At 68.2% G+C, this 21,254-nt stretch carries 25 protein-coding genes and 1 tRNA gene; 13 read left to right on the plus strand and 13 right to left on the minus strand.

Annotated elements, in window-relative coordinates:
• Positions 1–36: 36 nt before the first annotated feature.
• Genes AC5Y5E_RS22070 through sp36 form a run of 3 tightly spaced genes read right to left on the minus strand, consistent with a single transcriptional unit; the run spans position 37 to position 1,456 of the window.
• On the minus strand, positions 37–831 hold the full coding sequence (locus AC5Y5E_RS22070; protein ID WP_499905065.1) for an MBL fold metallo-hydrolase: 795 nt from the start codon (positions 829–831) through the stop codon (positions 37–39).
• A gap of 5 nt (positions 832–836) precedes the next feature.
• A complete protein-coding gene (locus tag AC5Y5E_RS22075) occupies positions 837–1,292 on the minus strand; it encodes a RidA family protein (protein WP_499905067.1) in 456 nt (151 codons plus the stop codon).
• Between the two features lie 2 nt (positions 1,293–1,294).
• A complete protein-coding gene (sp36, locus tag AC5Y5E_RS22080) occupies positions 1,295–1,456 on the minus strand; it encodes a Sp36 family protein (RefSeq protein WP_007166633.1) in 162 nt (53 codons plus the stop codon).
• A gap of 77 nt (positions 1,457–1,533) precedes the next feature.
• Here sp36 and bagA point away from each other — a divergent pair, with 77 nt between their 5' ends.
• On the plus strand, positions 1,534–2,556 hold the full coding sequence (bagA, locus tag AC5Y5E_RS22085) for an ATPase BagA (RefSeq protein WP_499905069.1): 1,023 nt from the start codon (positions 1,534–1,536) through the stop codon (positions 2,554–2,556).
• Positions 2,553–3,707 (plus strand): ATPase BagB, encoded by a 1,155-nt coding sequence (gene bagB, locus AC5Y5E_RS22090; protein ID WP_499905070.1) that lies wholly within the window; start codon positions 2,553–2,555, stop codon positions 3,705–3,707. Before bagA ends, bagB begins: the two co-directional genes overlap by 4 nt.
• A 356-nt stretch (positions 3,708–4,063) precedes the next feature.
• On the opposite strand, the gene AC5Y5E_RS22095 is transcribed toward bagB, so the two are convergent.
• Entirely contained in the window at positions 4,064–4,414 is a 351-nt protein-coding gene (locus tag AC5Y5E_RS22095; protein ID WP_499881476.1) for a WhiB family transcriptional regulator, read from the minus strand.
• 360 nt (positions 4,415–4,774) lie between these two features.
• On the opposite strand from AC5Y5E_RS22095, the gene ponA2 reads away from it, so the two are divergent.
• From ponA2 to AC5Y5E_RS22115, 4 genes are all read left to right on the plus strand, one after another.
• A complete protein-coding gene (gene ponA2 / locus AC5Y5E_RS22100; protein WP_499905072.1) occupies positions 4,775–7,201 on the plus strand; it encodes a transglycosylase/D,D-transpeptidase PonA2 in 2,427 nt (808 codons plus the stop codon).
• A gap of 151 nt (positions 7,202–7,352) precedes the next feature.
• Positions 7,353–8,288 carry a metallophosphoesterase gene (locus tag AC5Y5E_RS22105; protein WP_499905704.1) on the plus strand — a complete coding sequence of 312 codons (936 nt, stop codon included), beginning with the start codon at positions 7,353–7,355 and terminating at the stop codon, positions 8,286–8,288.
• Positions 8,285–9,397, plus strand: a complete 1,113-nt coding sequence (gene cds1, locus AC5Y5E_RS22110) for an L-cysteine desulfhydrase Cds1 (RefSeq protein WP_499905073.1) — start codon at positions 8,285–8,287, stop codon at positions 9,395–9,397. Before AC5Y5E_RS22105 ends, cds1 begins: the two co-directional genes overlap by 4 nt.
• Positions 9,398–9,450: 53 nt before the next feature.
• Positions 9,451–9,524: transfer RNA gene (locus AC5Y5E_RS22115), tRNA-Pro, on the plus strand.
• A gap of 151 nt (positions 9,525–9,675) precedes the next feature.
• Here AC5Y5E_RS22115 and AC5Y5E_RS22120 read toward each other — a convergent pair.
• The 5 genes from AC5Y5E_RS22120 to AC5Y5E_RS22140 form a co-directional block, all read right to left on the minus strand.
• Positions 9,676–10,269: a restriction endonuclease gene (locus tag AC5Y5E_RS22120; RefSeq protein WP_499905074.1), complete on the minus strand. Its 594-nt coding sequence runs from the start codon at positions 10,267–10,269 to the stop codon at positions 9,676–9,678.
• A gap of 60 nt (positions 10,270–10,329) precedes the next feature.
• A complete protein-coding gene (locus tag AC5Y5E_RS22125; protein ID WP_499905076.1) occupies positions 10,330–11,613 on the minus strand; it encodes a cytochrome P450 in 1,284 nt (427 codons plus the stop codon).
• A gap of 92 nt (positions 11,614–11,705) precedes the next feature.
• On the minus strand, positions 11,706–12,002 hold the full coding sequence (locus AC5Y5E_RS22130; protein WP_499905077.1) for a DUF4193 domain-containing protein: 297 nt from the start codon (positions 12,000–12,002) through the stop codon (positions 11,706–11,708).
• Between the two features lie 126 nt (positions 12,003–12,128).
• Entirely contained in the window at positions 12,129–12,401 is a 273-nt protein-coding gene (locus AC5Y5E_RS22135) for a hypothetical protein (RefSeq protein ID WP_499905078.1), read from the minus strand.
• Between the two features lie 62 nt (positions 12,402–12,463).
• On the minus strand, positions 12,464–12,775 hold the full coding sequence (locus AC5Y5E_RS22140; RefSeq protein ID WP_499905080.1) for a hypothetical protein: 312 nt from the start codon (positions 12,773–12,775) through the stop codon (positions 12,464–12,466).
• A 143-nt stretch (positions 12,776–12,918) separates the two neighbouring features.
• On the opposite strand from AC5Y5E_RS22140, the gene AC5Y5E_RS22145 reads away from it, so the two are divergent.
• Entirely contained in the window at positions 12,919–13,611 is a 693-nt protein-coding gene (locus AC5Y5E_RS22145) for an HAD family hydrolase (RefSeq protein ID WP_499905081.1), read from the plus strand.
• Here the strand turns inward: AC5Y5E_RS22145 and AC5Y5E_RS22150 are convergent.
• Positions 13,579–14,085: a DUF6328 family protein gene (locus tag AC5Y5E_RS22150; RefSeq protein WP_499905083.1), complete on the minus strand. Its 507-nt coding sequence runs from the start codon at positions 14,083–14,085 to the stop codon at positions 13,579–13,581. The two genes, AC5Y5E_RS22145 and AC5Y5E_RS22150, sit on opposite strands and share 33 nt — an antisense overlap.
• 117 nt (positions 14,086–14,202) lie before the next feature.
• Positions 14,203–14,571 carry an STAS domain-containing protein gene (locus AC5Y5E_RS22155; RefSeq protein WP_499905084.1) on the minus strand — a complete coding sequence of 123 codons (369 nt, stop codon included), beginning with the start codon at positions 14,569–14,571 and terminating at the stop codon, positions 14,203–14,205.
• A gap of 154 nt (positions 14,572–14,725) precedes the next feature.
• Here AC5Y5E_RS22155 and AC5Y5E_RS22160 point away from each other — a divergent pair, with 154 nt between their 5' ends.
• From AC5Y5E_RS22160 to AC5Y5E_RS22185, 6 genes are read left to right on the plus strand one after another with little or no spacing between them, the layout of a single operon-like run.
• Positions 14,726–15,619, plus strand: coding sequence for an STAS domain-containing protein (locus AC5Y5E_RS22160; RefSeq protein ID WP_499905086.1), 894 nt, complete (start codon positions 14,726–14,728; stop codon positions 15,617–15,619).
• Positions 15,620–15,641: 22 nt separating this feature from the next.
• Positions 15,642–16,031, plus strand: a complete 390-nt coding sequence (locus tag AC5Y5E_RS22165; protein ID WP_066938003.1) for an STAS domain-containing protein — start codon at positions 15,642–15,644, stop codon at positions 16,029–16,031.
• Positions 16,021–16,431, plus strand: coding sequence for an anti-sigma regulatory factor (locus AC5Y5E_RS22170; RefSeq protein ID WP_499905706.1), 411 nt, complete (start codon positions 16,021–16,023; stop codon positions 16,429–16,431). The genes AC5Y5E_RS22165 and AC5Y5E_RS22170 overlap by 11 nt, the downstream gene beginning before the upstream one ends.
• A 46-nt stretch (positions 16,432–16,477) precedes the next feature.
• The gene (locus tag AC5Y5E_RS22175; protein ID WP_499905707.1) at positions 16,478–17,050 is read left to right on the plus strand and encodes a SpoIIE family protein phosphatase; all 573 of its coding nucleotides are present in this window, start codon (positions 16,478–16,480) and stop codon (positions 17,048–17,050) included.
• Positions 17,047–19,263, plus strand: a complete 2,217-nt coding sequence (locus tag AC5Y5E_RS22180; RefSeq protein WP_499905087.1) for a SpoIIE family protein phosphatase — start codon at positions 17,047–17,049, stop codon at positions 19,261–19,263. Before AC5Y5E_RS22175 ends, AC5Y5E_RS22180 begins: the two co-directional genes overlap by 4 nt.
• A gap of 43 nt (positions 19,264–19,306) precedes the next feature.
• Entirely contained in the window at positions 19,307–20,326 is a 1,020-nt protein-coding gene (locus tag AC5Y5E_RS22185) for an iron-containing redox enzyme family protein (protein ID WP_499905088.1), read from the plus strand.
• Here AC5Y5E_RS22185 and AC5Y5E_RS22190 read toward each other — a convergent pair.
• Positions 20,323–20,523 carry a CDGSH iron-sulfur domain-containing protein gene (locus AC5Y5E_RS22190; RefSeq protein ID WP_499905090.1) on the minus strand — a complete coding sequence of 67 codons (201 nt, stop codon included), beginning with the start codon at positions 20,521–20,523 and terminating at the stop codon, positions 20,323–20,325. The two genes, AC5Y5E_RS22185 and AC5Y5E_RS22190, sit on opposite strands and share 4 nt — an antisense overlap.
• Complete coding sequence (locus AC5Y5E_RS22195) at positions 20,520–21,203, minus strand: HemK2/MTQ2 family protein methyltransferase (protein WP_499905709.1); 684 nt, start codon at positions 21,201–21,203, stop codon at positions 20,520–20,522. The genes AC5Y5E_RS22190 and AC5Y5E_RS22195 overlap by 4 nt, the downstream gene beginning before the upstream one ends.
• Positions 21,204–21,254: the final 51 nt, after the last annotated feature.

The following is a 21,254-nucleotide window of genomic DNA, read 5'->3' on the forward strand; positions in this document are numbered from 1 at the left end:
CGCCTTTGGCGTGCGAGTCTGTGTCTGCTCGCGGTTTCAGTCGCGACGCAGGTAGTCCAGCTGAGCCTGCACCGACCATTCGGCCACATCCCAGAGCTTCTCGTCGACGTCGACATAGACGTATTCGACGATCTCGCGCGTGGTGGCCTCGTTACCGAGATCCCACAGCGCGGCACGCACCTGCTCCAGACGTTCGTGCCGGTGCGTGAGGTAGCCGGACGCGACGGATTCCAGGTCGGCCAGCTGCGGTCCGTGTCCCGGCAGCACCGTGCGCCGGCCCAAACCGCGTAGCCGCCGCAGCGATTCCAGGTAGTCGGCCAGGCTGCCGTCCTCCTTGTCGATGACGGTGGTGCCGCGGCCCAGCACGGTGTCCGCGGTCAGCACGGCGTCATCGAGCAGGAACGACAGCGAGTCGGCGGTGTGGCCGGGTGTCGCCATGACTTTGATCTTGAGGCCGGCCGCGTCGATGACCTCGCCGTCGGTGAGGTGACCGCCGAGGCCGCGCAGGAATCCGCTGCCCGCGGACCGGACCGTCGCCCCGGTCAGCTCCACCAGCTTGTCGATGCCGTCGGTGTGGTCGGGGTGCCGGTGGCTGATCAGGACCAGCGCGACGCGGCCCAGCGCCGCGATCCGGGCGATGTGCCCGTCGTCATCGGGGCCCGGATCCACGATCACCAGCTCGTCGCTGCGCGGACCGCGCAGCACCCAGGTGTTGGTGCCCTCCAGCGTCATCGGGCCCGGGTTGTCGGCCAAGAGGACCGAGGCAGTGTCGGTGACCGCCCGCAACATGCCGTATGCGGGATGGGTCAACGACTCAGCGGTCTCGGTCACGGCCGTCAGCCGACCTCCACGATCAGCTCCACTTCCACCGGCGCGTCCATCGGCAGCTCGGAGACGCCGACCGCCGAACGCGCGTGCGCGCCTTGGTCACCGAACACCTCGCCGAGCAGGTCGGACGCCCCGTTGATGACGCTTGGCTGGCCGTTGAAACCCGGAGCCGATGCGACGAACCCGACGACCTTGACCACCCGCGCGACGGTGTCGATGCCCACCAGCGAATGCACCGCGGCCAGCGCGTTGAGCGCGCACATCCGCGCCAGCGAGTTGGCGTCCTCGGGGCTGACATCGGCGCCGACCTTGCCGGTCCGCGGGAGCTTGCCGCCCTCCATCGGTAGCTGGCCCGACGTGTAGACCAGGTTGCCGACCCGCACCGCGGGAACGTACGACGCCAGCGGCGCAACCACCTCCGGCAGCGCGAGGCCGAGCTGCCCGAGCCGGGCGGACGCGCTCATCTCTACTTGGGGCGCTTCAGGTACGCGACGTGCTGCTCGCCGGTGGGTCCGGGCAGGACGGACACCAACTCCCAGCCGTCGGCGCCCCACTGGTCGAGGATCTGTTTGGTGGCGTGCGTCAGCAGCGGGACCGTGACGTATTCCCATGCGGTGGGTTGGCTCATGACGCGAGCTTATCGGTCGGCCGTCAACGGCTCTGGCCAGCCCAAGTGCGGTGCGGCGGTCGGGCTAGCATGCGAAGGTGGCATCCACTGAAAGCGGCGGTAGTTCCGTCGGTTGGCCCGCGCGCCTGTCGAAGGCGCGCCTACATTTCGTAACCGGCAAAGGCGGGACGGGTAAGTCGACGGTCGCGGCCGCGCTCGCCCTGACGCTGGCGGCGGGCGGCCGTAAGGTCCTCCTCGTCGAAGTCGAAGGCCGCCAAGGGATTGCACAACTTTTCGACGTCCCGCCGCTGCCCTACGAGGAGGTCAAGATCGCCACCGCCGAGCGCGGCGGGCAGGTCAACGCGCTGGCCATCGACATCGAGGCCGCGTTCCTGGAATACCTGGACATGTTCTACAACCTGGGCATCGCGGGCCGCGCGATGCGCCGTATCGGCGCCATCGAGTTCGCGACGACGATCGCGCCCGGCCTGCGCGACGTGCTGCTCACCGGCAAGATCAAGGAGTCGGTGGTGCGCCTCGACAAGGGGGCCAAGAACCCGGTCTACGACGCGGTGGTCGTCGACGCGCCGCCGACGGGCCGCATCGCGCGCTTCCTCGATGTCACCAAGGCGGTGTCCGACCTGGCCAAGGGCGGACCGGTGCACTCGCAATCCGAGGGTGTGGTGAGGCTGCTGCACTCCGATCAGACCGCCATCCATTTGGTCACGCTGCTGGAGGCGCTGCCGGTGCAGGAAACGCTCGAAGCCATCGAGGAGCTCGCCGAGATGGAACTGCCGATCGGCAGCGTGATCGTGAACCGCAACATCCCCTCGTTCCTCGAGCCGCGCGATCTGGCGAAGGCCGCCGAGGGGGACGTGGACGCGGACTCCGTGCGGGCCGGCCTTCAGATGGCCGGAATCAAGCTCAGCGACACCGACTTCGCGGGCCTGCTCACGGAAACCATTCAGCACGCGACCCGGATCGCCGCACGCGCGGAGACGGCGCAGCAACTCGATGCGCTGAAGGTTCCGCGGCTGGAACTGCCGGCGATTTCCGACGGCATCGACCTCGGCAGCCTGTATGAGCTGTCGGAAACGCTTGCGCAGCAGGGGGTCCGATGAGCGTCACAGCGAAAACCCTTGATATGGCCGCCATCCTGGCCGACCGGTCCAACCGGGTGGTCGTGTGCTGCGGCGCCGGCGGGGTCGGCAAGACGACCACCGCGGCCGCCATGGCGATGCGCGCCGCCGAATATGGCCGCACCGTGTGTGTTTTGACGATCGACCCGGCCAAGCGCCTGGCACAGGCGCTCGGGGTCAACGACCTTGGCAACGCCCCGCAGCGGGTGCCCTTGGCGCCCGAGGTATCCGGCGAGCTGCACGCCATGATGCTTGACATGCGCCGCACCTTCGACGAGATGGTGATGCAGTACTCCGGCCCCGAGCGGGCAGAGGCGTTGCTGAACAACCAGTTCTACCAGACGGTCGCGACGTCGCTTGCCGGCACGCAGGAATACATGGCGATGGAGAAGCTCGGCCAATTGCTGAGCCAGGACCGCTGGGACCTCATCGTGGTGGACACCCCGCCGTCGCGCAACGCGCTGGACTTCCTGGATGCGCCGAAACGGTTGGGCAGCTTCATGGATAGCCGGCTGTGGCGACTGCTGCTCGCACCCGGCCGCGGCATCGGCCGATTGGTCACCGGCGCAATGGGTTTGGCGATGAAGGGCATGTCCACGATCATGGGCTCTCAATTGCTCAGCGACATCGGCTCATTCGTGCAGTCACTGGAATCGACCTTCGGCGGTTGGCGGGAAAAGGCCGACCGCACCTACTCACTGTTGAAGCGGCGCGGCACACAGTTCGTCGTGGTGTCGGCCGCCGAGCCCGACGCGCTGCGCGAGGCGGCCTTCTTCGTTGACCGGCTGTCGCAGGAGGGCATGCCGCTCGCGGGGCTGGTGCTGAACCGCACCCACCCGACGCTGTGCTCCCTGCCGGTCGAGCGGGCGATCGACGGCAGCGAGACGCTGGACGCGCTCGATTCCGAGGCCGCCGCGCTGGCTTCCTCCGTGCTGAGGATCCATGCCGACCGTGCGCAGACCGCCAAGCGGGAAATCAGGCTGCTCTCTCGCTTCACCGGGGCCCACCCGCACGTGCCGGTCGTCGGGGTTCCGTCGCTGCCGTTCGACGTTTCGGACCTGGACGCGCTGCGGGCGCTCGCCGATCAGATCACCGCCGTCGGCGACGAGGCGGCCCGCGCTGTGGGGCGCTGAGGAGCCGGCGCATCCGAACCCCGTCGGCGACGAGGCGGCCCGCGCTGTGGGGCGCTGAGAACGCTCGGTGAGCGCCCGCCGAGCGAATCAATTTCTTGAGCAGCCGCCAGTCAGGCGCTCGCAGACGCTATTCGACACGTGCCAGCCTTGGTCAAAACCGGCCGGTGCGTTGCTGTCGAATTCCTATTGGGCACAAGCCAGCTCGCATCCAACACGAGCCAGAGCTATATTGAACACACGATGATTAAGAGGTCCGCTTAGGGTGTAACAGTTCCGTAATCATGAAAACAGTTACTTTCAGGACCGTCAGTTCGCTTGCGCCAGGAATTGCCTGACGCGTTCGTATAATACTCCGGTCAGCCGACGCTGCGGCCGCGGCGCTTCTCGAAGAAGTCCTGCCAGGAGATGACCTCGGGATGCTGCTTGAGCAGGGCCCGGCGCTGGCGCTCGGTCATCCCGCCCCACACCCCGAACTCGACCTTGTTGTCCAACGCGTCCGCCCCACACTCCTGCATCACGGGGCAGTGGCGGCAGATCACCGCCGCCTTGCGCTGGGCGGCCCCGCGAACAAACAGTTCGTCGGGGTCAGTGGTCCGACATAGCGCCTTTGAAACCCATGCGATCCGTTCCTCGGCGTCAACACTGTGTAATACGCCCTGAGCAGCCGCGATGTTCGTTCGACGCGCGGCTGGCCGTGAACCTGACACGAGCTGTTCCCTTCCTTCCGACCGCCAGTCGCGGCCGCCCTCCTCGGGTGCAGACCCTGCTGCGATCTACGCCACACCATGCAAATCGGTGTTATCTGAATCTCACCGTGTGTCTAAGTTAGGTGGTCAGGTGGCAATTGCGCAACAGTCTCATAACGCTTTTTTTGGGACGGGCGTGCAGTCTTGCCGAAAAGCATAAACCCGAGCACGGCACCGCGCACTTTACCCCGACGGCTCATCAGTGACGGCGGCGACAATTTTTTACCATCCCTAATGGTAAGTTCGCTGGTCACGGTGTGGGAAGGCCTCTGCTCATCGCGGGGCCTGGCCGGGTGACCCGGGGCGGCTACCCTAGTACGCATGTCAGACCGTCCGCCGGCCGTCCTCACGGTTCTCAAGCTCGCGGGGTGCTGTTTGTTGGCCAGCGTCGTCGCCACGGCCCTGATGTTTCCGCTCGCCGGTGGAATCGGGCTGATGTCCAATCGGGCCTCTGAGGTCGTCGCCAACGGGTCCGCCCAGCTGACGCAAGGCGAGGTTCCCGCGGTGTCGACGATGGTCGACAAGAAGGGCAACGTCATCGCGTGGCTGTACTCTCAGCGCCGCTTCGAGGTGCCCACCGACAAGATCGCCAACACCATGAAACTGGCGATCGTCTCGATCGAGGACAAGCGCTTCGCCGACCACAACGGGGTGGACTGGAAGGGCACGCTGACGGGGCTGGCCGGCTACGCCTCCGGCGACGTGGACACCCGGGGCGGCTCGACCATCGAACAGCAGTACATCAAGAACTACCAACTGTTGGTGACCGCCCAGACCGATGCCGAGAAGCGCGCGGCGGTTGAAACCACCCCGGCGCGCAAGCTGCGCGAGATCCGGATGGCGCTCACGCTGGACAAGACCTTCACCAAACCGGAGATCCTGACGCGCTACCTGAACCTGGTGTCGTTCGGTAACGGCTCGTTCGGCGTGCAGGACGCGGCCCAGACCTACTTCGGCATCAATGCGTCGGACCTGAACTGGCAGCAGGCGGCCCTGCTCGCGGGCATGGTGCAGTCGACCAGCGCGCTCAACCCGTACACCAACCCCGACGGCGCCCTGGCCCGACGGAACCTGGTCCTCGACACCATGGTCGAGAACCTGCCCCAGGAGGCCGACGCCCTGCGCGCCGCCAAGGCCACGCCGCTGGGCGTGCTGCCCCAACCCAACGAACTGCCCCGCGGCTGCATCGCGGCCGGCGACCGCGCCTTCTTCTGCGACTATGTCCAGGAGTACCTGTCCCGCGCCGGGATCAGTAAGGAACAGGTGGCCAAGGGCGGCTACCTGATCCGCACCACGTTGGACCCGGACGTGCAGATCCCGGTCAAGGCGGCCATCGACAAGTACGCCAGCCCGACCCTGCCGGGCATCTCGAGCGTGATGAGCGTGATCGAGCCGGGCAAGACGTCCCACCACGTGATGGCGATGGCCAGCAACCGCACCTATGGCCTGAACCTCGACGCCGGCGAGACGATGCGACCGCAACCGTTCTCCCTCGTCGGCGACGGCGCCGGGTCGGTTTTCAAGATCTTCACCACCGCCGCCGCGCTGGACATGGGCATGGGCATCAACGCCACGCTCGAGGTTCCGGGCCGGTTCCAGGCCAAGGGCATGGGAAGCGGCGGCGCCAAGGGTTGCCCGAAGGACACCTGGTGCGTCGTCAACGCAGGTAACTACCGGGGCTCCATGAACGTGACCGACGCGCTGGCCACCTCGCCCAACACCGCGTTCGCCAAGTTGATCCAGCAGGTGGGCGTTAGCCGCACGGTGGACATGGCGATCAAGTTGGGGCTGCGGTCCTACGCCGATCCGGGCACCGCGCGCGACTACAACCGCGACAGCAACGAGAGCCTGGCCGACTTCGTCAAACGGCAGAACATCGGCTCGTTCACCCTCGGCCCGATCGAGGTGAACGCGCTGGAGTTGTCCAACGTCGCGGCCACGCTGGCCTCCGGCGGCGTGTGGTGCCCCCCGAACCCGATCGACAAGTTGATCGACCGCAACGGCAACGAGGTCTCCGTGACGACCGAGACCTGCGATCAGGTGGTGCCCGAGGGGCTGGCCAACACCATGGCCAACGCGATGAGCAAGGACGCCGTGGGCAGCGGCACGGCGGCGGGCTCGGCCGGCGCGGCGGGCTGGGACCTGCCGGTGTCGGGCAAGACCGGCACCACCGAGGCCCACCGCTCGTCCGGCTTCGTGGGATTCACCAGCCACTACGCGGCCGCCAACTACATCTACGACGATTCACCCAATCCGACGGATTTGTGCTCCGCCCCGCTGCGTCACTGCGGCGAGGGGGACCTCTACGGCGGTAACGAGCCGGCGCGCACCTGGTTCACCGCGATGAAACCGATCGCGACCAGCTTCGGCGAGGTGAAGCTGCCGCCGACCGACCCCCGCTACGTCGAGGGTTCCCCCGCTTCGCGGGTGCCCGCCGTCACCGGCCTGGACGTCGACGCGGCCCGCCAGCGCATCAAGGAGGCCGGTTTCCCGGTCGCCGACCAGACCAACTCCGTGAACAGCACCGCGAAGCTGGGCGAGGTGGTCGGGACGTCGCCGTCCGGCCAGACGATTCCGGGGTCGATCATCACGATCCAGGTCAGCAACGGCATCCCGCCGGCGCCGCCCCCGCCGCCCGAGGGCGCGCCGCCGGTGGTGGGGTCGCAGGTGGTCGAGATTCCGGGCCTGCCGCCGATCACGATTCCGCTGCTGGCGCCGCCGCCGCCGCCCGGGGCGCCCCCTCCATAAGGGGCCCGCATAAGCGTGTTGTGGCGCAAGCTATACGCGCCGAGACCGCAACCGGCAGTAGGCTTCCTGCATGGCTGACGTTCGCCCGACTGCCCCGCTTCTCCTCGGTCCGCTACGCGGACCGCATCGTCGCGGGGCGCTGCCCGTCCTGATGCGCACCGGCGCCGTCGCGGTCGGCTCGACCCTGGCCGGCATCGGTTATGCCGCGCTCGTCGAGCGCAACGCGTTCGTCCTGCGCGAGATAACCATGCCCGTCCTGAGCCCGGGCTCCACGCCGCTGCGGGTGCTGCACATCAGCGATCTCCACATGCTGCCCAACCAGCGCCGCAAACAGGCCTGGCTGCGCGAGCTGGCGGCCTGGGAGCCCGACCTGGTCGTCAACACCGGCGACAACCTGGCGCACCCCAAGGCGGTGCCCGCGGTGGTGCAGACCCTGGGCGACCTGCTGTCGCGGCCAGGCGTCTTCGTGTTCGGCAGCAACGACTACTTCGGGCCCCGCCTGAAGAACCCGCTGAACTACCTGACCAACCCGTCGCACCGGGTCCGCGGCGAGCCCCTGCCCTGGCAGGACCTGCGGGCGGCGTTCACCGAGCGCGGCTGGCTCGACCTGACGCACACCCGCCGCGAGTTCGAGGTGGCCGGGCTGCACATCGCCGCCGCGGGCGTGGACGACCCGCATATCGACCGGGACCGCTACGACGCGATCGCGGGGCCGGCCAGCCCGGCCGCGAACCTCCGGCTCGGTTTGACGCACTCGCCCGAGCCTCGGGTGCTGGATCGCTTCGCCGCCGACGGCTACCAGCTGGTGATGGCCGGGCACACCCATGGCGGGCAGCTGTGTCTGCCGTTCTACGGCGCCCTGGTGACCAACTGCGGCTTGGACCGCTCGCGGGCCAAGGGGCCGTCGCGCTGGGGCGCGAACATGGCGCTGCACGTCTCCGCCGGGATCGGCACGTCGCCCTTTGCGCCCGTGCGGTTCTGCTGCCGGCCCGAGGCGACCCTGCTGACGCTGATCGCCAGCCCGATGGGCGACCGCGATTCCACCAGCGACCTGAGCCGTTCGCAGCCGACCGCTTCGGTGCGTTGAGTCACCGGACCCGGATCGCGGTCCGCACCCTGCCACGAAGCTGGACCGACGACGCGATCCGGCTGATCCAGGCCGACGCGCGCCGCAGCGCCGACACCCACCTGCTGCGCTACCCGCTGCCGTCGGCCTGGGGTGGTGACGCCGACGTCGCGCTGTACCTCAAGGACGAGAGCACGCACATCACCGGCAGCCTCAAGCACCGGCTGGCGCGCTCGCTGTTCCTGTACGCGCTGTGCAACGGGTGGATCGGCGAGGGCACCACGGTCGTCGAGGCCTCCTCGGGTTCGACGGCGGTGTCGGAAGCCTACTTCGCGGCCCTGCTGGGGCTGCCGTTCGTCGCCGTCATGCCCGCGTCGACCAGCGCCTCCAAGGTCGCGCTGATCGAATCCCAAGGCGGCCGTTGCCATTTCGTGACTGACTCGGGCGAGGTGTACGCCGAGGCCGAGCGCGTCGCCCGCGACACCGGCGGCCATTACCTGGACCAATTCACCAATGCCGAGCGCGCCACCGACTGGCGCGGAAACAACAACATCGCCGAGTCGATCTACGAACAGATGGGCGAGGAGACGCATCCCATCCCGGAGTGGATCGTGGTCGGCGCAGGCACCGGCGGGACCAGCGCGACCATCGGCCGCTACATCCGCTACCGGCGGCACGCCACCCGGCTGTGCGTCGTCGATCCGGAGAACTCCGCCTTCTTTCCCGCCTACGCCGAAGGCCGCTGCGACATCGTGATGTCCGGGTCCTCTCGCATCGAGGGCATCGGCCGGCCCCGGGTCGAGCCGTCGTTTCTGGCCGACGTGGTCGACCGCATGGTCGCGGTCCCCGACGCGGCGTCGATCGCCGCCGCCCGCCACGTCAGCGCCGTGCTGGGCCGCCGGGTGGGCCCGTCGACGGGCACCAACCTGTGGGGCGCCTTCGGGCTGCTCGCCGAGATGGTCGCCGAGGGCCGCGGCGGATCGGTGGTCACCCTGCTCGCCGACAGCGGCGACCGCTACGCCGACACCTATTTCAGCGACGAGTGGGTCAGCGCGCAGGGGCTCGATCCGGCCGGGCCGGCCGAGGCGCTGGGCGAATTCGAGCGCAGCTGCGCGTGGTCGAGCCCATAGCCTGCGGTTTGGCGAGTCGGCGGGGCGGTGCGATACGCTGTCGTGGCTTCAAGCGGGGTGTGGCGCAGCTTGGTAGCGCGCTTCGTTCGGGACGAAGAGGCCGTGGGTTCGAATCCCGCCACCCCGACTGTTGATTGTCCGGCGTCCTATATATGAGGACGGCGGTTTCCCGGATTCGCCGAATACGAACGCAAAACATCGCGGACCATCCCGGTGGTCGCGCTCACGCCTACCGGTGCGGCGAAGCCGCGCGAGTGAATGTCGTGCCCGCGCTGCGCTTAGGCCTCTAACTCCGGTTGGACGCGCCGACGATCGGCCCGCGCCCAGATCTGGACCTGCTCCCGCCCGACGAGGCGGCACCGGTGGGTGTTCGCCAACTGGCGGGCCGCCTTGGTGAACCCCTGATTGGTCACCACGACCGTTTGGTTGCACCGGTGCTGCCGCGCGCCGGCCACCACCTGTTGGACGGCGGCCACCCCGACGGCCTTCGCCTGTCGCTTGCACTGGACCGCCATGCACGCGCCGTCCCGCTTCGCGATCAGGTCCACACCGTAGTCACCCGTGCTGGCGGTGTGCGCGACGCTCCAGCCCACGGTCCGAAGCTGGGCCGCAACGAATTCCTCGAATTCGACGCCCGACATTTCATCGATGGCCGCCAGGTCCGACGCCGCGTACCGCAGGTCGCGCCTGAGCTGCCGCCCGACGCTGTAGCGGTCGCGCCGAACGCCGAGCCACAACAGGCCGACGACGGTCAGGGCAAGGCCGACCAGGCCGGCCGAAAATCCCGCCGGGACGCTGCCGGTGGCCTGCTGGGTGAAATACCAAGGGACAGCGAACCCCAGCAGGAGCAAGGACCCGGCGATTAGCTGCATGACTCCTCACGGTGGCGATGCGGACTCGTGTGATGAAACGTAGCGGAGGGCTACGACAATTCAGCGGAGGCGAAACCGAACCCTGGTGCCGTGGCGCGGTGCGAGCATGATGGAGCGCCGCACGATCCGCTCCGGTTCCTCGTCGACGGCGCTGAACTCCCCTTCGCGCAGCAGCGTGTGCAACACCGTGATCAGCTCGCGCATCGAGAACGCGGCGCCCAGACAACGTTTCACGCCGCCGCCGAACGGGACCCACGCGTAGGTCTCGGGTCGGGCGCCGAGGAATCTCTCCGGGCGGAACTCGTTGGGGAACTCGTAGGTGTGGGGGTTGCGGTTGATCGCGATGATGTGGACGACGATCCGCGTACCTGCCTCGACGAGGTAGCCGCCGATCGGAAACGGCTGCGCCGCAACACGGGCCGTGAACGGGGCCGGCGGCCGGACCCGCAGCGTCTCGTGGATCACCGCGGTCGTGAAGGCTTCCTCCCCGCTCAGGGCTTCGTCACGCACTCGCTCTAACGCATCGGGGTGGTGCAGAAGCAGGTCGAAGATCCAGGCCAGCGTCGTCGCGGTGGTCTCGTGGCCCGCCAGCATCAGGGTGATCAGGTCGTCGCGAATCTCGCTGTCCGACAGCTGTTCTCCGTCGTCGCCGCGCGCGCACATCAGCAACGAGAGGATGCCGGGTTGGTTGCCCAGGCTCGGGTCTGCTCGCCGCCGCTCGATGAGCGGCATGACGACATCGTCGATCTCGCGGTTGGCCCTCGTCCGCTGCGGCCACACTCGCAACGCGCCCAGGTGGCGCAGCGCGTATCGGGCCGTCAATTGCTCTGAGACGCCGAGGTTCAGCAAGCGCTCGAAGGGCCGGCCGAGCCGGTGCACCTCGTCGGGATCGTCGACGCCGAAGGTGACCCTGACGATCACGTCCAGCGTCAGCGCCCGTGCCGCCCTGAGCATTTCGAAGGGGCGGTCAACGGGCCAGCTGTGCATCGCCGCGCGGGCGGAGTTCTGCATGATCGGCACGTAACCGCTCAGCGCCGCGCCGTGCAGCGGGGGCGTCAAGAGTTTGCGCCGCCGCAGATGCTCGGGTTCCTCCTGTACGAACATCGATCCGGAGCCGTAGATGGCCGCCGCCGGTCCCACGCCCTCGCCGCCGACCAGCACGTCCGGCGGCGCGGTGAAGACCTGCTTGACCAGTTCGGGGTCGGACACGATCGCCACGTTGCCCAGGCTGAGGACGGGCATCGTCATGATCGGTCCGTATCGGCGGATCAACCGCAGCATCCGCCGTTCGCCGCCCACGAGATAGGCGATCGCATACGCCGCGGCGAACGCCGGTCGAAGCATGCGCGGAGCCGGCAGGCCGGGCGGACGGCTCAAGGGCACGCTGACGACAGAAACACGGCGGGCCTAGTTGGTCAAGGCCGCCCGCGCCGCCGTTACGCGCAGTCGGCGCAGACCGGAAGCCCGGAGCTCGAGGCGCGCAACCGGCTGCGGTGCTGCACTAAAAAACAGCTCGAACAAGTGAACTCGTCGGAGCGCTGGGGTATCACCGTCACCGACAGTTCTTCGCCGGAGAGATCCGCGCCGGGCAGCTCGAAGAAGACCACATCGTTGGGGTCCTCGTCGACGACCGCGGTGGGTGCTCCGGCGGTCGCGAGTTCGCGTAGGGCGGATGCATCCGGGGTCTCGACGTCGGATACGCGGCGTGCGTCGTAATCGCTTGCGGTCGTCATAGCTGTTCCTTCCTGCTGAACGACGGGCGCACGCACTTGCCCGTACTCACCCGTGGCACAGTCGATACCCCAATCGGATGCCGATCACACCTAATCCGCCCAAAAAGATGTCCATTGCGGGCCGGCTCAGCAGGCGATCGGCGCCTTGGCGTGCGCGGCGGAGCCGTCGGCCCTCGGGCCATGCAGAAACAATGCGACGTTGAAGGCCCGGCGCTGACTCCGTGATACCCACGCCAGGCCGAACCACGGCGCCGCGACTGCAAGAAGCAGCGCGACGACCGCCGGCCCCACATGCCCGGTCAACAGAGCGATTACGCCGACAGCCAGGCCGACCGCCCAGACGCCGGCGGCCACCAGTCCCGGGATGCTGGGACGTGCTTGACCGGATGTGTCGAGCATGGGCCCCTTTTACCCGGTCAGGCCGAAAATTAAACGTTTCGGTTTCGTCGCCCGGGCAACGGTCAGCTGCTGGGCGGAGGCGCAGGCTGATCGGAATTCCTTGCCTGCCAGCGCACTTCGGCGCCGCGCACTCTGCGGTGGGTCTGCAACAGCCAGGCGACCCCCGCGGCACCTGATACGGCGGCCAGCAGCACCACGACCGACCCGATCAGGACGTGCCCGGCCGCGAGCGCGTACAAGCCGATGGCCAGGGCGACCACCGCCAGGGCCGCCCACGCGAGGCCGGGCGCATTGGCGCCGTTCGTGAGCGATTCACCGGCGTGCCGCCGAGAAGTGCGGTGGTGGTCAACCGGGTCAGTTTTCGGGGTGTCCAACTGCCCTCCTCGTGAAAAAGCTTGGGTGGCAGGGCGGTTCGTAAGGTAGACCGCACCGAAGGCTCGCCTGCGTCTACCCGCCGCCCCGACGGGCCAAACGACGCCGGAGTGTCAGCGGGTCCCCGCGCGGGTATGCGGCGCGAATGCACAGAGCGCCCGCCGTCCTGTTCGACGTGGACGGAACCCTGGTGGACTCCAACTATCTGCACGTCTATGCCTGGCAGCGCGCGTTCGACGCCGAAGGCATGCCCGTCGCGGCGTGGCAGATCCACCGCTGCATCGGCATGGACGGCGACACATTGGTGCGCACGTTGTCCAACGACGCGCCCGAGCACGTGCAGGACCGGCTCAGCGACGGGCACAGCCGCCACTATCGAGAGGTCACCCCGCTGCTGGCACCGTTGCCCGGGGCGCGCGAGCTGCTGCGCCGCGTCGCCGGCCTCGGGCTGCAAGTGGTGCTGGCCACCTCGGCGCCCGACGACGAACTCGAGGTCCTGCTCAAGACGCTCGACTGCGATGACGTCATCGCCTTGAAGACGTCGTCACGCGACGTCGACACCGCCAAGCCGGACCCCGGCATCGTGCAGGTGGCGCTGGACCGGGCCGGCGTGGACCCCGAGCACGCCGTGTTCGTCGGCGACGCCGTGTGGGACGCCCACGCCGCCGCGGCCGCGGGACTGCCGTGCATCGGACTGCTGAGCGGCGGCATCTCGCGCGCCGAATTGGAGTCGGCCGGCGCGTCACCGATTTTCACCGATCCCCAGGATCTCCTCGACCATCTGGAATCCACTCGAATCGGCGCACTACATACCGCGAGTGCGCAGCAACAGCGGTAAGACCCACCAAAAGAACGCAAACAACGCCAGCGCACAAGCTCCCGCAATGAGACCGGCGCTACGTCCGGCGACCGAGTCGAAAACGATGATCGTCACCCCGGTCAGGGCCGTGCCGAGCAGGGCCAGCCCGGCGTACGCGCATCGGTGCGCCGCAGACACCAGGACCTGGAGGCGATGCCGCCGGAACAGCAGCCGGTGAATGCCGACCGGGGCGACGAGTAGCACCGTCGCCCCCACGGAACAACCGACCGTCACCAGGTACGCGACCCGCATCGGTTCGTCGAGGACGTCGAAGCGCTGCTGGAACGGCAGCGTCAGCAGGAAACCGGTCAGCAGCTGCACGCCGGTCTGCACCACGCGCAGCTCCTGCAGCAGGCTGTTCCAATTGCGGTCCAGCCGCTCGATTTCGGTCTCGCCGCGCTCACTGCGATCCCACTGCTGGTCATCTTCGGGATGATCGACGTCGTCACCCATAGCACCGATCATTCCACCGGACGCCTTATTTAAGTCCGCGCTCACCAACCCGAGCGCCCAAGCCCAACTTCTGGCGAAACGTCCCCCTGCTGCGAGAGGGGCCCCTCGGCGGGCGCGTCAGCGGTTGACGTTGCCGTCCCGGACGGCGGTCAACGCGTCGTCCAGCGTCGGGTACAGCGGGAAGGTCTTGTCCAGGCCGGTGAGGTGGATCGGCCTCCTGGTCGCCGGCCCGCGCGCGACGACACCGAACTCGGTGGATTTGCCGAGTTTTTCGTACGTCGCGGCCAGGATCTTCAGCCCGACCGAGCCCAGGAATTCCACCGCGGAAAGGTCGATGACCAGTGCCGTCGGACCGTCCGCGAGGACGGCGCTGATGGCCTGCTCGAGCGCCGGAGCGGTGACCAGATCGATTTCGCCGCTGACGCTGACCACGGACACACCGTCGTGGTCGGTAACCAGCGTGGTAATCGAATCAGGAGCTGACAATGGCCATCCTTTGTCCGGGCCTTGAGTGTGGTGCAAGCCTAGCCTGCCATGCGAACCGCGAGAAGAATATGCCCTCGACACCTGCGACGCGATTGCCCAGGCTAGTCTCCCCATAGACATACTGCGGGGCGCGACGCGGCACATGGGAGGCCAGATGTCAGATTCGCCGTTGGATCTCGGAACCACCAGCACCGCCGCGCAGACGGTCAGCGAGGGCCTGTTGCCCCAGCTGGTCCAGCACCTGCGGCAGAACCGCACCGTTTTGCGCGAGGAATGGGCCCGCAGGATCACCGAGGCCGAACTTCTCACCGCGATGACGCCCGAGGAACTCTTCTCCGAGGCGACCGCCGTGTACGACAACTACGTCGAGGTGCTCGAGACCGGTAGCGTCGAGGCGCTGCAGGCGTACGCCCGCGACCTGTCCGAGCGCATCATTCCCCGAGGCGTGGAAACAGACGAGGTGCTCGGCATCGTGCTGCTGCTGCGTGACGTGCTGGCCCGCTCCCTGTTCGAGAAGTACCAAGCCGAGTTCGAGATGCTGAACCGGGTGCTGGACGCCTACGAGCCGGCGGCCAACCGCATCGCCAACACCGTGGGCGTGTCCTTCGTCCAGGAGCGCGAACGCATCATCCGCCAGCAGCAGGAGGCCATCCGCGAGCTCTCCACGCCGGTCCTGCAAGTGCGCGAGCAGCTGCTGATCCTGCCGATCATCGGCGTGCTCGACAGCCAGCGGGCCCGCCAGGTCACGGAACAGCTGCTGCGCGCGATCCGCGCGAACCGCGCGAAGGTGGTCGTCATCGACATCACCGGTGTGCCGACCATCGACTCCACCGTGGCCAACCACCTGGTGCAGACGGTCGACGCCTCAGGCCTGATGGGCGCCAGCGTCATCATCACCGGCCTGTCCTCCGAAATCGCGCTGACTCTGGTCACCATCGGGCTTGACCTGTCGAAGATGAACGCCGTAGGCGACCTGCAGGGCGGCATCGAAGAGGCCGAACGCCTGCTCGGTTACGAAGTCACACGCACCGGCGAACAGACCGGATAACCACCATTAGCACGAGCACCCCATGCCAGTACCGATTCTGAAACAGGGCGCGATTCTGATCGCTTCGGTGCAGTCGGCGCTCACCGACTCCGACGCCGAACGTCTCCGCTTCGACCTGATGGAACGGGTCAGCAGGTTCCGCGCCCAGGGAATCATCGTCGATGTCACCGCCATCGACGTGATGGACTCGTTCGCCGCCCGCTCGCTGCGGACCATCGCCCACATGACCCGGCTGCGCGGCGCGGACACCGTGATCGTGGGTCTGCAACCGGAGGTCGCCTTCGCGATGGTGCAACTGGGCCTGGCGTTCGACGACATGAACACCGCACTGGATCTCGAAGAGGGCCTCGCACTGCTGAATCGCCAAGGCGGAGTGGGGAAGTCGACGATCGGGCGCGATGGTGGCGGGTGACATCGTCGTCGACATTCACAGCTCCGACGACATCGTCGCCGCCCGCAAGGCCGGACATCAGCTCGCACTCGATCTCGGATTCTCGCTGACCGACGTCACCATGATCGCCACGGCGATCTCCGAAATCGCCCGAAACATCACCAGCTACGCGGGGCGCGGCGCCGTCCGGATCACGGTGGCCGACCGGGAGGGGCGCCGGGCCCTGGTGGTGCGCGCCGAGGACGACGGACCCGGCATCGCCGACATCGAGCGCGCGATGGAGGACGGGTACTCAACCGGACGCGGGCTGGGGATGGGCCTGCCCGGCGCCCGCCGCCTGATGGACCGGCTGGTCGTGGACTCGAAACTCGGTCGCGGGACGGTCATCGAGATGTGGAAGTGGGTTCCCGCCCGTGCATGAGAACGGCCGGCTGGGTCCGATCGAGTGGGCAAGGGCGGGGCGCCCTCTGCCCGGCGAGTACACGTCCGGCGACCAGGGCATCGCGATCGGCATCGACGATGGCGCCGCGCTGTTCGGCGTGGTGGACGGCCTCGGGCACGGCCCGGATGCCGCGGCCGCCGCGCTGCGCGCCGTCGACACGGTCAAGCGCTCCAGTGCCGAGCGGCTGGAAGTCTTGGTCCAGCTCTGCCATCGCATGTTGGACGGCACGAGGGGAGTCGCGATGACGCTGGCGCGGGTGGACTTTGCGGCCGGGACGCTGTCGTGGACGGGCGTCGGCAACGTCACCGCCGAGCTGGTGGCCAAGGCGCCGACCGGGTTACAAGTCCGATCCAGTGCGCGCCTCACCGGGGGCATCGTCGGCTACCGGATGCCGGAAATCAGGCCCGCCCAGGTGGTTCCGATCCGCCCCGGTGACCTGCTCGTGATGAGCACCGACGGCATCGCCGAGGATTACCTGGACCACATCGACTTCGCGGCCACCGCGGTGGTCATCGCCGAAGGACTCCTGGGCAAGCACGCCAAGGAGACCGACGACGCCATGGTGCTGGCCGCTCGTCACCGGGGAGCCTCGAAATGAGCGGCAACCACGACTTTCACGCCGAGTACACCGTCGCGCTGCACGGCTACCTGGACGCGCGCGATGAGGACACCCTGGCCGTCGGCCACGAGCTCGGACGGCGCGCCCTGCAGGAAGACATCAGCGTGCTCGAAATCATCGAGCACCACTTCCGATTGGTCCAGGCGCTCGCCGAGCGTTCGTCGGTCGACCGGCCCACCGCGCTCGAATTCCTGCTGCAGACGCTAGCCCCCCTGGACGTCGCGACTCGCGGATTCCTCGATGGCACAAGGCGTTTCGCGCAGGAGCGGGCGCGCGCCGAGGGGCTGGCCGATCGCGACAGGTTCCGCACCGCACTGGTGGATTCGCTGCAGGAGGGCTTCTTCGTCGCCGATCACGAGGGCGCGGTGATCGAGATGAACAGCGCCTTGATCGAGATCCTCGGCTATCCGGCCGACGGGCTGCCATATCGGTGGCCGCACCCCTGGCTGGTCGACAAGAAGACCGCGCGCGAGCAGCAAGCACTCGTCCGCTCCAACGGAAGCGCCCAGTACGAAACCCCGATCCGGCATCGCGACGGACACCTCGCGTGGGTGATGGTCAGCATCAGCGCGGTCAGCGAGGTAGGCAACGACCGGGACGTCTACGTGGGCACGATCCGCGACATCACCGCGGAGCGGGCCTTTGCGGCCCGGGAGAGTGCGGTACTGCGGCTCGCGACGGCGGTAGCGGTGGCCAAGAGTGTCGACGAGCTGCTGGCCATCACCCTGGACGAATGCCGGGCGGCGATCGATGTCCAGCGGGTGATCGCCGTCTCGTGGCCGGGGGCCGGGGGCGAACCGACCGTCCAGGTTGCCGGCGATCCTCCCGAATCCTCCTGGCGCGAACTGGATCCCTGGCTGCGTAATACCTTCCAGGATGCCCGCCATCAGCTGCCGCTGACGGCCAAGACGGTCGATCGGCCCGAAAATCCCGGCAAGGCACAGGGATTGGTGGCGGTGCTGTCCAACGCCGGAGACCTCGCGCTCTGGCTGGAGCTGCGCACGCCCCGGTGGGTCAGCGCCGAGGACAGACTGCTGGTCACGGTGCTCATCGGCCACCTGAGCCTGGCGATGCAGCACGTGCGCCAGTTCGAGAGCGCCCGCGAAACCTCGCTGACCCTGCAGCGCGCCATGCTACCCACCGTCCAGCCGCCCGCCGGCTTCGCCGTCTGCTACGAGCCCGCCGTGCCGCCCTTGGAAATCGGCGGCGACTGGTATGACGTGCTGCCGATCGGCGGCAACCGCATCGGCATCGTCGTCGGCGACTGCGTCGGCCGCGGCTTGCCGGCGGCCGCGGTGATGGGCCAGCTGCGCAGCTCGGCGCGCGCGCTGTTGATCAACGGCGCCCAACCGGCGCTGGTGCTCGAACAACTCGACCTCGCGGCGTCGCTCATCCCGAATGCCTACTGCACCACGGTCTTTCTCGCGATCCTGGATACCGAAACCGGCGTGCTGGAATACAGCAATGCCGGCCACATGCCCGCGATGGTCGCCGGTCCGCGGCCCGCGACCACGACCGTGGTGACCGACGCCGCCTCGGTGCCGCTCGCGGTGCGCCGGGACGAGCCGCGGCCGCAAGCCTCGCGGGTGCTGCCGGCGGGCTCGACGCTGATGCTGTACACGGACGGCCTGGTCGAGCGGAAACACGAGTCGATCGATATCGGAATCGCCCGCGCCGCAGACATTTTGCTCGATACGACGAACCTGCCCCTGGAGGCCGTCCCGCAGACCGTAGTCCGCGCGCTGGCGCCCCCGTCGGGCTATGACGACGACGTCGCGATGGTGATATACCGGCACCGGCCGACGCGGTTCCGACTCGAAAACGAGGCAGTCGCCGGGCAATTGGTCGACGTCCGGCATCGGCTGGCCACCTGGCTGCGCGCCGCCGAGATCCCGGAGGCGCTGGCCGCCGACATCGTGCTGGTCGTCAACGAAGCGTGCACCAACTGCGTCGAGCACGCCTACCTCGGACACCAGGTCGGCACGATGCTGCTCGAGGCGGAAGTGACCGATGGCCACGTCGGGACGCGGATCACCGACGCGGGTTCGTGGAAGACGCCGGCCGCCGAGCCGGGCAACAGCGGTCGCGGCCTGGTGTTGATGCGGGCCCTCAGCGACACGATGGAAGTGCACAGCAGCCCGGAGGGCACGACCGTCGGCACCACGTTCCGAATTCCCGAGCGCACCAGCTGACGGGCCGCCGTTTGCCGGGCCCGATTCTCGGGTAGTCATCGGCGTGACTCGCGCATCAATCACGGTCGAGCCCGCCCTGCCCGCGGCGCATGGACCGCTGTCGACGGCAGTCCGCCGCGCGCTGTCAGGGCCACCCGCACACGACAGCCTGATGCGCATCGGCGCGTCCGTGCGGGACTCCGACCCGTTCGGCCTCGACCTGCAGCTAGCGCTGTGCATGTGCTACGAGCTGCACTACCGGGGTTTCGCGGGCGTCGATCCCGCCTGGGAGTGGAACCCCGCGCTGCTGCGGTTGCGCGCGGAGCTGGAACGCGGGTTCCTGGCTGGGGTGCGACGCGACGTCGGCCCCATCGATCCCGGGCAGACCGCGCAAGCCGAAATGGAGGCGATTTCCGTCGAGCCCGCCGATGGTGACGGGCCGTCGTATTTCCTGCGCGACAAGGGAAGCTGGCAGCAGATGCGCGAATATTTCGTGCACCGGTCGCTGTATCACCTCAAAGAGGGCGACCCGCACGCGTGGGCGATCCCGCGGCTGATGGGCACCGCCAAAGCCGCATTCGTGGCCGTCGAGTTCGACGAGTACGGCGCCGGCCAGGGCCCGCGCCTGCACCAGCAGCTCTTCGCGGACCTGTTGACGGCGGCCGGGCTGGACGCGACCTATCTCGGCTACCTCGACGCCGTCCCCGCCGAGGCGCTGGCCGTCGTGAATCTCATGTCGCTGTTCGGGCTGCACCGTCGCTTGCGGGGCGCCGCGATCGGGCATTTCGCCTCGACGGAGATCACCTCACCGCCCGGGTCGCGGCGAATGGTGCAAGCCTTGGAGAGGATGGCCGCGCCGCCGGCCTGCGTCGGCTTCTACAGCGAGCACGTGGAAGCCGACGCCGTCCACGAACAGGTGGTGCGCATCGACGTCGTGGGCGACCTCGTGGACCGGGAACCGCACCTCGACCCGGACGTCGTCTTCGGGATCCGCGCGCACGCCGCGGTGGAAAACCGCTTGGCGGACAAGCTCATCGAGGCGTGGAAGCAGGGCCGCACGTCGCTGCGCAGGCCCGTGGACTAGGCCTTCTTCTGCTTCTTGACGCCCCGGCATCGGCGATGGCTGGTGTCGCACAACGGATAGTCGTCGCTGCGCCGGCAGGTGCAGATCGCCACCATGAAGCGGTCCGACTCGACGACGTCGCCGCCGGGCGTTTCCACCCGCACCGGCCCGGAAACCAGTACGGGCCCGCCGGCAATCACCTGCACCCGCGTGGTCATGGCTTGTCCGCCCGGATCACCACGAGTTCCTCTTCGCGGCGCCCAAACGGGATGCGCCCGGTGTCCTCCAGCCAGTCGGCCCGCGCCGACATGACGGGACCGAACGGAATCCATTTGGACGCTATGACTTCGGCCCTCAGGCCGGCCCATTTCAAGCGGTCCAGGGATTGCTGGACGCCGGCGATCGCCGAGTGCACGAGCAGCAGGGAACCGCCGTCGCACAGCAACTTTGGCACCGATTCGCACAGCGGATCCAACACCAGCCGCCCGTCGGGACCCGCGTCCCAGGCCCACGAGGGTCCGGCGCTCACGCGGGCCGGCTCGCCGTGTGGCGGGGCCGGGACATAAGGCGGATTGGTCACCACCACGTCGAACGGCGCCCAGTCGACGGCCTCAGTCCAAGACCCCTTGCGGACGTCCACCTGCACGCCGGCCAGAGCGGCGTTGCCGCGCGAACAACGCACCGCGTGGGGGCAAGTGTCGCAGGCGGTCACGCTGGCACAGCCCATCTCGGCCGCGGCGATCGCGACGAATCCACTGCCCGTGCAAAGGTCGAGGACCCGCCGTCCCGGAATGAGCGCCGTGTGGTGCATCGCGTCGACCAGCAACCGGGAATCCTCCTGGGGCCGGTACACGTTATGCGCGACCGAGATCGCCGGTTCTGGATAGGTCGTTGTCAACGTGGGCCTTTCGGTCATCCTGGCAGAGATCGCCGCGGCGAGCACGGCCTG

This window comes from Mycobacterium sp. NGS54, assembly GCF_059812465.1.